Raw genomic sequence first — 11,760 nt, forward strand, 5'->3', positions numbered from 1 at the left:
TGTTGAACTCTATTCGGAATCATGGCCAATTCCTCATTTGTATGGTCCCTGAACCACCAACTCCAATGATCTTATTTTTAGATGGGTTGCTTGTTAATCCTATGAATGAGTTATCCGACATGGGAAGCTCGCGGATCCAATTTTGACCTTGATCCGATGTACGCCAAGTCCCGGAAGTTCCTGAAACTATACCGTTCCTTTCGTCCAGAAATAAAACCGATGTATTAAAAGTAGATTTTGCATTTTTCTCAAAAATCTTTCTCCAAGATTGTCCTCTATCAGTTGAGATGTAAGCTGAATCGACTGGTGATGTGGAGTTTGAAGCACCTGATCCAACAAAAATAGTATTCGCATTTAGTACATGGATGTCATACAAATTGACTCCAGCCATAGATGGGACTTGTGTCCAATTGGCACCGGAATCAGTAGATAAGTATACGCCGTGCGCTGAAAAATTCGTCGCAGAGGTTAAACCAGACACAGCGATCGCAGTTGTTTCATCTATGAATTTTACATCCGTCATGTTTGCATTGATTGGGAAAGCGATATTCCAAGTAACTCCAGAATCCGTTGATCTAGATATATTTCCAGTAGAGCCGACTCGAACAGCTAATAGTACGACTCCTGATTGGTTTGCCGCGACTCCCCGAAACTCGCTACTTGCCGCTATTGAACCAAAGCTTGCTGGAACATTCCAATCTAAACCTCCATTTGTTGAATAGACAGCCATTCGTTGATTGCCGACCGACCAGACAAGACCATTCGGATTTGCATATATTGAGCGAAATAGACCTGTTACTGATCGAAAAACAGTCTGCCACGAATTTCCACCATCAGTTGTTTTCAATACGATTCTAGGTGCATTCGTAAATCCACCGCTTGTATAACCGACAGTGTCTGATACCATAGTAACTCGCCCAAATTGAGAATTTTCACCCTCTCCTCTTGCTGACCAGGACTCCCCTCCATCGGAAGATTGGATTAAATTTGGACCAAAACTAGAATCTATATAACACACTAGATCATTTCTATTCTTCTTGATAAAACCCGCGTTAGATACATTTACAGAGGGTATATTAGGTGAATATGTCCTGCGCCAACTATTTCCACCGTCGGTGGTTTTATCTATAAAGGGATAGTAGTTTGGAGCTATTCCAGATGAAATCATAAATCCAGTTTGATCGTCTAAAAAATCTATGATCGGCTGAGAAGCTGAGTCTATGTCACTGGGAAGATTTACTGTTGCATAGGTTTGTCCGCCATCGGTAGTTTTGCGAACGACAGGTGAGGAGGAGACAATTCCGGAGATAAAACCGATTTCCGTTGACACAAAAGATACAATTAACCTTGAGGCATCCATACCAGTGTTAAATGGTCTACTTGTCCAAGTCTTCCCAAAATCATTACTATATACAAAATAGGATTGAGTTTGCGTATTATTTGTACCCCAAGCATAAAACTGTCCATTTTCAAATCCTTTAAAACCTGAAACTAAAAAATTAACCTCCGAATATCTTTGCCAATTTTTTCCTTGCTCATCAGAAGCATAAAAGAAGGATCTTGCTGGATCTGCGACTGCAAATGCCAAAAATCCCTGACCTGAATTTTTTAAAAACTGTAAAGCAGTTATGGCACCTACTGTAGTATCCAATGGGATTTGCTTCCAAGTTCTGCCAGAGTCCTCGGAGAATTGAAAGTAACTTGAGGTATAGGTTTCGTTTCCTCCACCAATAAATAAATTCCGGGTAAACGGATGGCTCTCGATCGTATTTATATTATGGTCACGATCTCCTGCAACAAGCCTCCTCCAATTTGCACCGCCGTCTGCAGTTCGCATTACTAAACCACTTTGGCCAATGATAAATCCAATTTGGTCAGTTAAAAATAGACCACCATTCTTAAAGTTTCCAGTAGGCTTTCGATGTACTTCTTGCCAAGACAAGGTAGCGAATGGAACTTCGCATCGTCCCGAGGCGCAGTTCAACAAGACAGTAGACCAAAATGAGCGGGAATTAGGATCCCCAGGATTATCCAAATCTAATGTGCAGTTCATTGCAAAAGAGAAAAGGAAAGGTAATATGAAGATGTGAAAATGATTTATGATTAAACTTCGCATATATGAAAAAAATCCTGAATGAAAGAGAAATCAAGGAATTTTGTTTAGGATAACTACGTAATTTTCAAATTATCCACAAACAATTTCATAGGTTTTGTGCAATTTATTTCCTCGCCTGCTGTTATAGGATTTCAAGCAGCAAATTAATAGATTTAGGTTAAAAAGATTTGGCTTCGCTCTATTTTTCGTCCATATCAAAAAACATGCTAGAGTTCTTATGGGCTTTGTTCGAAACTCTCGGTTCAATGGGGCAAAATCCGAAACCCCAATCCAATGCGAATGCCCTCTTCTTTTAAAAAATCTGTTCTACCCAAATCCGAAAAAAGAGAAGACCGATAAACTTCTAGAGAAACCAAAATTTGCTCATATACATATCTTGTTCCGATTGATACAGATTCCTTCCGTCCTCTTCCACCTTCCCAGATTTGGCCAAGCCCTCCTCGAGTATAGAAATCAAAATTGCCTAAAGGAAGGTGTAAACTCAGCTCTAGCTCCTTCGACGTAATGCTAGCATTTAAAGTTCTAGAAATGAATGTCGCATAGTTACTGAGTTCCGGAGAGTCATCTCTGGGATTTGGAATGGGAATACCGAAGGATGCAAGGATCAGATAATCTCCCGGTAAAACATTTGTCACAACAGTATTGGATCTAGTGAGACTCCCCCCTAAACCTAACCAAGGTAAAATGGCGTACTCTACGCCTAATCTTGCATTGAAATTCTGAATTTGTGATTCCTGGTAATCAATGGATTTGCTTAGACCTAAATTTTTTCGTTCGATATTCGGTGAATTGAGCAGTGGGACCACATCATATAAGAAAAAAAGATTTGTAAATCTTTCAGGTGAGGCATCATCAGAAACTTTACTTACTAAGGAACCACCCTGAAGCTCAACTAGCCATTGTTTTGTTTGGAAAGCAGACGTTGATGCTTTCAGCTGGAGTTGTGAAGGGAGGGAAAATATTACTATAAGAAATAGAAGTTTAATGATTGAACGAAAAAGTGGATACAGGTTCATCGTAAAGGATTCCTAAGATCGGAAATGGGACCTTTACGATTAGACTATCCTAATATCCTTTTTCTATTTACTCAAAAAATCTCATTGATTTTTTTTAAGCAAACAGGACCATAATATCCCGATTCAAAAGATTTTAATTTTCTCATGTAAAGAATATTCCAATTTGTTCCAGAGTTCTTATGCGAAAAATTCTAAATACCCTATTCCTGGTTTGCGCTTTCCCCTTGATCGTTCAATGTGCAAAACCAGATCTTGGGAACTTCTGCGACCCAAATTCTACAAATAACCAACAAACCAAATTTTTGCTCCTAGCTCTCAATATTGGGGTAAGTGCCAACTCCTGTTTGTCCTATACTCGAAGCGCGACTGTAAACGTCTTTCCCCTCTTTCCCGCGGGGAAAATGTTGAAACGAGATAGTCGACTAGAGTTTGGTTTTGATCAATACATCAGCCCGGGCAGATGTTCCTTTAGCTCTCAACTATCTAATGATGCGTATAGAATACAATATGAACGGTTATCGGAAACTTCTACCAAAATTGTGTTAACACCTGTTTCCAAGTGGACTGGAGGCATTGAAAAAGAACTTGGAATCTTTTGCAGAGCAGACAATGGAAATGCGACGGAAAATCCATTTCTCGTACGTTATAGTTTTGCTGATGGCTTTCGATTCGTCGCAAACAATGGAAATGACTCAAATTCAGGATTAACAGAAAGTGAGCCATTGGCATCGATCCAAACAGGAATTTCTCGTTTAACAGGCTCCGGCGATTGTTCCAATTCGGGGAGTACGTGCATTGTCCTTGTTTCGAAAGGAAACTATTCCATATCAACAAGTATAACAGTTGCCAATCGCATTTCATTATTTGGGAGTTATTCGAATGATTTTTTAACACGAAATGCTGATCCTCTTTCAAATCAATATGATCCAACAATCCTCGCTGACTCCCGGAGCTCAACGGGGGGAGGTATATCCACTCCCATTTCTACCTTCACAATCTCCGGAAATCTTGAAAAGGAGGCAACGGAAATCAATGGATTTCATATCAAACCTCCAACAACAGGTAGTGGTTTTTCATCTGCAATTTTTTATACTTCTATCACTGGGACAGGAATCGTCTTTCGATCCAATCGTATAGAAATCCAAAATCCAGGTTTTCCTTACGGTGCTTTTTCTGATTCTGTGAATAGCGGAGAGTTTTTATCAAATCAAATTATACAAACCGGTACCTATTCAGGAACTTCATGGAATGGAATCTACATCAATTCTACAGGGATAGCTTTTTCAAAAATAGAATCGAACACAATTACGATGGGAACATGCGCTGGAGTATCATGCATTGCGAATGCGATTGGTACGGGCTCAACAGGAGGCGCAAGCTCAATTCATAAAAATAACATTACACTAGGCAATGGTACTGGAGCAAATGCGTCGATCAATGGCTTTTTTCCAACAGCTTCCAACACTTCACCTGATATGACCTTTTCCAATAATACGGTAAGAGGTACAACTTGCACGGGAAATGCCTGTCTAGTCTCTGCAGTCCACCTAAATGTCCCAGGTCTAAATAGTAAATTTTCCATTACAGGGAACGAATTAAATCCTGGCACATGTACTGTCGGTACTTGTGAGACTAGAGGTATATACATCACAGGCAATAATACAACAGATGTTGATATTTTATCAAATACCATCTCTGGAGGCGATACTTCGGCGACAGCAAATGGTAGCAACTTTGGACTGAAGGTAAATACGGGAATCAGTTCCTTTATCAATTTTCAAAATAACAAAGTGAATACAGGCTCCTCACAATCAGGATTTGGCATCTCTGTTGGACTTCGGATAGGTGCGACGGGAGGCGCAGGGATCATAGGAAATACCATCGTTGGTGGTAGCGGTAACCTTGTGTTTGCTCTATGGGGCGCACCATCATCTAACATTCTGATCCAACGCAATCGGTTTGAGGGCGGAAATTCAAATTCATCGGGCAATGCAACCGTTGACATCAATTTAGGAAATCGTTTTCTCTCTAATGTCGTAATAGCAGGAAGAGAGCAAACGGGACCGAGTGCAGCGATTAAAATTTCGGGCGGTTCTACCCAATTTTACCACAATACCATCATCGGTCGAGGGAATGGATCCAATACCTATGGAATTCAGTTTTCAGGATCCAATTCAGTGGACGTGGGCTATAACCTTATTATCACAGAAAGTGGTGCCACCAATCGACATTGTGTATACGAAGATGCGGCTGGTTTTGGCCCACAGAGTTTTGCTTCGAATGCTCTATTTGATTGTCCTAGCTCTTTTTACTTTGACCAAGATAGCGCTAACAATGCGAAGACGGAATGGTGCGCTGCTATGGGAGGAACTTTTTCCAATGCAGGTTGTACAAACCAAATCGCCTCACCAATTGGTACGGCTCTCCCAAATCCTGTAAATCCTCAATTCTTTGATAGTGCAAATGGTAAGTACTGTCTTTCTTCCTCGACTCCGGCTACCATCTCAACAGGTTCACCAACAAATCTTGTTACAGTCGACTTTACAGGAGCTAGCCGCCCTTCTGGAAACAGAGCCTACGGCGCATATGAACCCAACTCAAGTTGCAATTAGTTTTGCAGCACAAAGAAAGAAAGAACATTCACTCCTTTTTCCAAGGCACTATCTTTTGGATGATCTCCTCTCGGAGATTGATGGCTGCTTGCGTATCTTCCAATGTTTTTTCTAAGAGTTTGGTCTCAGCAAGGCGCGGGTGCCCAGTTCCAAAGGGAGGTTCTGGATTATATTCTAGCCATAATTCTAGTTCTTTTGCTCGTTCATCTCCCAAGGTCCATTGCACTAACTTCAAACCAAAATCAATTCCTGCCGTTATACCGCCTCCCGTGATCCGATTGCGATCAATCACGACTCGATCTTCACATGGGATAGCACCAAATCGTTCCAAAAAATGCAAGGACCGCCAATGGGAACTTGCCTTATACCCAGTCAATAAACCAGCTGCACCCAAGACAAGAGAGCCTGTACAAACGGATGTTATATACTTTGAATTCTCTCCGACACGTTTGATTTCTTTTAAATAGTCAGGATTTGTTAGAATTGCATTGATACCGGTGCCTCCCGGTACAAACAGTAAATCGGATTCTTTGATTTCCTTGATGGATCTAAGTCCAGAAATCTGTAAGCCTCCTTCGCAGACAATGCTCTCCTGGTTCCAAGAAACAAAAGAAAGTTTCCAGTTCTTGATTTTTGAAAATACTTGATACGGTCCGATGAAGTCAAGGATCGTTACATCATCAAATAAAAGCATTGTGAGATTCATAAACGTTCACCTCTGTATATGAACTATTTCTATATTCCAGAATTCATCGTTTCCGATTCAAAATCGATTCAAAAAAAAAGATGAAAGGGAACTTCTCGTCCGATCATAAATAATATGCGCTTATCTCTAGGAAGTGATTTTTATGAGGATTTCTTAACAAAACGTATTCCTCTTTCCCAAACTTCCATATGGATTGCGACAGCGGATATAAAAAATTTGCATATTAAGAAAGGCTCCTCATTTGTTCCTTTTCTCTCTATTCTGTCTGAGGCATTGGAACGTGGAGTGGAAGTTAAACTATTACACGCTAAAGAACCAGGCCAACGCTTCCGTGCTGAGTTTGATCGTTTCCCTCTCCTATTAAAGAGCAAATCATTCAAAAGAGCCCTTTGTCCTAGGGTGCATCTGAAAACAATTATCCTTGATAGAAAAATTGCATATATCGGCTCTGCCAACCTAACAGGTGCTGGTATGGGAGCCAAAAGCGAACATAAGAGAAATTTTGAAGCGGGAATTATCAGCGATGACCCAAAAATCATTCGTGAAATCGAAAGCTATTTTAACTCCATTTTTTCTGGGAAATATTGTGTTAGCTGTTTATTAAGAAAGGTATGCCCCGATCCTATTCTTTGATTTTTTAAGCAAAGTTCTATCGGAATTATAGCAGGGCTACTTACCTAACAATTTGTTCAGGATTCGGGAAGACGAGACACTACTAGTTTGCCCCGATTTACAGCTTGTTTACTACCACCACAAATTGCAAAAGTCTTAGAGAAGGTTTTATCAAACTGTAAAACCGCGAACAAAATGCAAAAAAAAAGATGAACTGAGGATAGAGGCTAGCCAATGAGGGGAAGCTGTGGTAGATAGGCCGCATTGGGTGGCGGGTCCAGCTCCCCACCCAATCAGGGTGGGGAGAGGCACTTTTGTAACAAAACTGTCAAAAAAAACGATTTTCCTGTCACCTTGCCTTTCTAGAAAGGTAAGTAAAAATTAGATTCGGAAATCATTTCATGAGAGAAATCAAAACAGTCACGATTTTGGGTGCAAATGGCGCAATGGGCGCTGGGAGTGCTGGTGTTATCGCCGCATTTGGAAGTGCCAAAGTTCATATGCTCGCAAGAGACGTCGAAAAGGCCAAACAAGGTATCGAAGCTGCCGTAGGTTCGGTCAAAACAGATACAATTCGTTCCCGAATGATCCCCGGTTCCTATGATGCCGACTTAGAAAAGGCAGTCTCGGAATCCGATTGGGTTTTTGAATTAGTTGCAGAAAGTTACGAGGTCAAGGAACCTATCAATGCCCGTATAGCAAAAGCTAGACGTCCGGGGACTATCGTTTCCACAGTTTCATCAGGTCTTTCCATTGCTCGATTGGCGAAAGCTTTTGATGAGGATGGCCAGAAGTATTACTATGGAACCCACTTCTTTAACCCACCATATAAAATGATTCTCTGTGAACTTGTCACACATGCGGGAAATGATAAAAAAATCACGAAAGAACTAGGTGAGTATCTAGATAAGGTTTTAGGACGAGCTGTCGTCTACACAAATGACACTCCTGCATTCGCTGGTAATCGTATAGGATTCCAATTGATGAATGAGTGTGCACAATTTGCAGAAACCTATTCCGACAAAGGAGGCATTGCCCTCTTAGATGAAATCATGTCAGGTTACACAGGTAGAGCAATGGCACCATTAGCAACGGCAGACTTCGTCGGCTTGGATGTGCACAAAGCGATTGTGGACAATATCTATGATAATACAAAAGATGCTGCCCATTCAACATTCAAACTCCCTTCTTATATGCAAAAGTTAATTGATGAAGGCAAACTAGGAATGAAATCCGGTGGTGGATTGACAAAGGTCACCAAAACTGCTGATGGCAAAAAAGAGAAATTCGTTTACAACATCAAAACTGGTTCTTATGACCCCTATCCAAAATTTGATATTGCATTTATCAAACAAGCGAGAGCGATGATCAAAGAATCAAACTACAAAGGTGCAATGGAAGTTGTCAAAACAGCAACTGGTTTTGAGGCAGATCTTGCTCGTTACTTCATTAGTCGCTACATCAGCTACTCCTTAAGTTTAGTTGGAGAAGTAGTAGAAACAAAAGAGAATACAGATGGTGCAATGGGGTTTGGATTTAATTGGGTCCCAGCATCTGCATTTGTAGACTTTTTAGGTGGTCCAAAAGATACAATTAAGTTGATCGAAGCGGCAAAATTGCCTGTTCCAAAACTTCTTTCAGATGCAAAGCCTAACAAAAGATTTTATGAGTTAGGTGACAAACTAGACGCAAGGTCTCTTTTCAAAGGTTAAGGTAGGAGAATTCTATGAGTGAAAAAGTATTCGTTCTCGGTGGAGAACAAACAGACTTTCAGAGAAACTGGTCAAAAGAAGGAAAATCCTTCCTTTCGATGATGAGAGAGGTCATGCAAGATGCATTGGACAAAACTGGTATCGACTATGAAGAGATCAAACTTCTCAACAAAGAAAACCGAGTGGCAGTATTCGTAGGAAACTTTGATGCAGAACAGTATACCAACCAAGGTCACCTAGGTGCATTTTTAACAGAAGTAGATCCTGCGTTTTATGGAGTCCCAGGAGCGAGGTATGAAGCTGCTTGCGCATCTGGTTCTGTTGCTCTAGATGCCGCCGTCACTCACATCCGTGCTGAAGATTATGATTTAGCTATCGTTTTAGGTATCGAAGTAATGAAAACCGTTTCCTCTTCCGTTGGTGGCGACTTTTTAGGAACAGCCGCTTATTACGAAAAAGAAGCAAAAGGTGTTCAGTTTCCCTTTCCAAAGCTTTTTGGAAAGCTAGCAGATGTTATCCTGGAAAGATACAACCTAAAAGAGGAAGTATTTATGGACGCTCTGGCAGAAATTTCAAGAATCAATTATGCCAATGCCAAATTGAATCCAAAATCCCAAACACGTTCTTGGTTTATGAACAAAGAACATGCACTTGCGCGCGGAGGCGCCAATAATATGGCAGTAGGAGGTCGTTTATGCATTACGGATTGTTCACAAGTAACAGATGGTGCTGCGGTTACTTTACTAGCCTCTAAGAGTTATGCCAAAGAATACGCTAAAAAGCATGGAAAAGACATAGATGATATTCCAAGAATCAAAGGTTGGGGTCATAGAGTTGCTCCTATTACCTTTGAAGCAAAAAAGAATGAGTCTGTAGGTGAAAAGTACATCCTCCCTTGGACTCGCCAAACTGTGAAAGATGCATACAAAAGAGCAGACATGGATGTGAAAGACATTGATGTCTTCGAAACACATGATTGTTTCACTTCCTCAGAATATGCTGCGATCTCAGCATTCGGAATTTCCGAACCAGGAAAAGAACACATCGCTATCCAAGAAGGTACGATTGACCTGAAAGGGAAAAAACCAATAAACCCTTCGGGAGGTTTGATTGGAGTTGGACACCCAGTTGGTGCCTCTGGCGTTCGGATGATGTTAGACCTTTACAAACAAGTCACGGGTACTGCAGGTGACTACCAAGTAAAGGGAGCGAAAAACGGATTGATGTTGAACATCGGTGGATCGGCAACCACCAATTACGTGTTCATCGTAGGAAAGTAAAATGAAAGAGGTACAAAAAACCGAGACTTGGAACCGAATCTTAGTTCGGTTCCTACTTGCCTTTGCCTTTTGGGAAGTAGTAGCAATTCCTCTGAGGATGTTATTCTTTTCGAAGTTTTACTTTGACCCAAATTTTAAAGCGGTTTTCGTACCTATGCATGAAGTATATTGGATCGGTCCTATTGCTGGAGATTTGATCCAATGTTTCTTTCTTGCTTTGCTCTTTGTGTTTTCCAAACAACAACTCCCAGAAGGTTTAGTCGGGGGAATTTTGTTTGGATTCCTTTTTGCAATTACAGCCTACGTAGGTCCGGTTCTTTTGCTTACCAATTTGACTAACCTAACAGCCAATTATGTTTGGTGGGTGTGGGTTGCGTTCCAAACTCTTTTTTCCATAACGGTCAGCTCCATCTATTCTATAGGTTGGCAAGAAGACTAAGCTCGCTCGTAAAGGTGGGAGTCCAATCTCACCTTTACTTCTTCCCTTTTTTCAGTTTCAATCTCTCTTTGTCCAAAGCACCTTTCCGAACTAAATACGTTTCCAACCTCTCTTTACCCACTACTTGACTTGCATAGACTGCCTTGTTATCATTTGTGTAGGCATCAAACAACTTAGGATGGTTAATATCACTCCCCATTTGTAACAACAAATCAATGAGGGCTTCGCCTTCTTCATCATCGGGAAGATTTCTCGCAGCATGTTCCATAATATGAATATCATTCTCTACCGAATTTGGATTTGCTTTTTTCTTCAGGAGGGTCGTAAAAATTTCGCGATTCGAAATCGCTGAAAATAGGGGAAGGTAATCCATCATTGTATCGGAGGCACCAATATTTGGATTGGCACCTGCATCCAAGAGAAGTTTTACGAGCTCTACATCATTCTTGGAGACGGCGATGTACAATAAGGTATTGGTTCTCTGGTTTTTTTCCTTGTATACTTTATTTGGATCACATAATTTTTGCTCTAAAAAGATCCGAAAGGCATTGGACTTATACCCTGTCGAATCTTCCGCAACATAATAGCAGATAGACTTTTTGATATCATTGCTGAACATCTCGTTGGGATCTGCTTTTAATGCAATGATCTGTTTCATGATATATGTACTTTGAGGAACATATGTTGAGTCGATCGCATAACTCAACACAGATTTACCATCAGCGTCTTTATCCGTTGCCCTCGCCCCAGCCTTAATTAACATTTTGAATATTGAGAGCATATTTTCATCATCTACATACTCACTGTTTTCGCCAGTACCATTCTCTAAGACCATTGTGTACTTTTCCATGAAGTGCATCAGCGCTGTTTTTTGCGTTTTAGGAATCTTGAGATTGACGTTCGCTTTTGCGTCCAAGAGTGCTTTCACTAATTCTGGTTTGGTGGTTTCGATTGCTTTCATCAGTATCGAGATTTCATAATCAGGATCAATTTGATTTACATTGCCTCCTTTTTTGATTCCTGCATTCAGATCCTCTACCTTTTCCCAAGACATTGCCTCAAAAAGGTCAACGGGTGTAGCGACTAGCGTGGACGAACAAAACAACAAGATACAAAGAGAAACAAAGTAAAATTTTGGATTTTTCACGTAAGACCTCGAAAAGAATATGGCACCCTAATCTTAACCGAAATGAGGTCTTTTTCAATCCCCTAGCGAAAAAAATGAATTTGTCAAAAACAAGAAATCTTCTTGCTTTTGGCTTCTAAG

9 protein-coding genes are annotated in these 11,760 nt (G+C 40.7%); 5 read left to right on the forward strand and 4 right to left on the reverse strand.

What is annotated here, in order from left to right; all coding sequences use genetic code 11:
* Positions 1–19: 19 nt before the first annotated feature.
* Together DI060_RS08660 and DI060_RS08665 are read right to left on the reverse strand one after the other, a co-directional pair.
* The gene (locus DI060_RS08660; RefSeq protein ID WP_167836950.1) at positions 20–1,942 is read right to left on the reverse strand and encodes a WD40/YVTN/BNR-like repeat-containing protein; all 1,923 of its coding nucleotides are present in this window, start codon (positions 1,940–1,942) and stop codon (positions 20–22) included.
* Between the two features lie 416 nt (positions 1,943–2,358).
* Positions 2,359–3,132: a hypothetical protein gene (locus tag DI060_RS08665; protein WP_108975872.1), complete on the reverse strand. Its 774-nt coding sequence runs from the start codon at positions 3,130–3,132 to the stop codon at positions 2,359–2,361.
* Positions 3,133–3,533: 401 nt separating this feature from the next.
* Between DI060_RS08665 and DI060_RS08670 the strand changes: the two genes are divergently transcribed.
* Positions 3,534–5,744, forward strand: coding sequence for a hypothetical protein (locus tag DI060_RS08670; protein WP_135355023.1), 2,211 nt, complete (start codon positions 3,534–3,536; stop codon positions 5,742–5,744).
* Positions 5,745–5,772: 28 nt separating this feature from the next.
* Here the strand turns inward: DI060_RS08670 and DI060_RS08675 are convergent, their stop codons facing one another.
* On the reverse strand, positions 5,773–6,450 hold the full coding sequence (locus tag DI060_RS08675; protein WP_108975876.1) for a DJ-1/PfpI family protein: 678 nt from the start codon (positions 6,448–6,450) through the stop codon (positions 5,773–5,775).
* Between the two features lie 114 nt (positions 6,451–6,564).
* Here DI060_RS08675 and DI060_RS08680 point away from each other — a divergent pair, with 114 nt between their 5' ends.
* The 4 genes from DI060_RS08680 to DI060_RS08695 all read left to right on the forward strand — a co-directional run bounded on the left by DI060_RS08680 (position 6,565) and on the right by DI060_RS08695 (position 10,493).
* Positions 6,565–7,083 carry a phospholipase D family protein gene (locus tag DI060_RS08680; RefSeq protein ID WP_108975878.1) on the forward strand — a complete coding sequence of 173 codons (519 nt, stop codon included), beginning with the start codon at positions 6,565–6,567 and terminating at the stop codon, positions 7,081–7,083.
* Between the two features lie 380 nt (positions 7,084–7,463).
* On the forward strand, positions 7,464–8,774 hold the full coding sequence (locus DI060_RS08685; protein ID WP_108975880.1) for a 3-hydroxyacyl-CoA dehydrogenase family protein: 1,311 nt from the start codon (positions 7,464–7,466) through the stop codon (positions 8,772–8,774).
* 14 nt (positions 8,775–8,788) lie between these two features.
* A complete protein-coding gene (locus DI060_RS08690; protein WP_108975882.1) occupies positions 8,789–10,054 on the forward strand; it encodes an acetyl-CoA acetyltransferase in 1,266 nt (421 codons plus the stop codon).
* Position 10,055: 1 nt separating this feature from the next.
* Complete coding sequence (locus DI060_RS08695) at positions 10,056–10,493, forward strand: hypothetical protein (protein WP_108975884.1); 438 nt, start codon at positions 10,056–10,058, stop codon at positions 10,491–10,493.
* Between the two features lie 34 nt (positions 10,494–10,527).
* On the opposite strand, the gene DI060_RS08700 is transcribed toward DI060_RS08695, so the two are convergent.
* Positions 10,528–11,640 carry an ankyrin repeat domain-containing protein gene (locus DI060_RS08700; RefSeq protein WP_108975887.1) on the reverse strand — a complete coding sequence of 371 codons (1,113 nt, stop codon included), beginning with the start codon at positions 11,638–11,640 and terminating at the stop codon, positions 10,528–10,530.
* Between the last annotated feature and the right edge of the window lie 120 nt (positions 11,641–11,760).

This window comes from Leptospira ryugenii (assembly GCF_003114855.1).
Classification (GTDB): Bacteria; Spirochaetota; Leptospiria; order Leptospirales; family Leptospiraceae; genus Leptospira_A; species Leptospira_A ryugenii.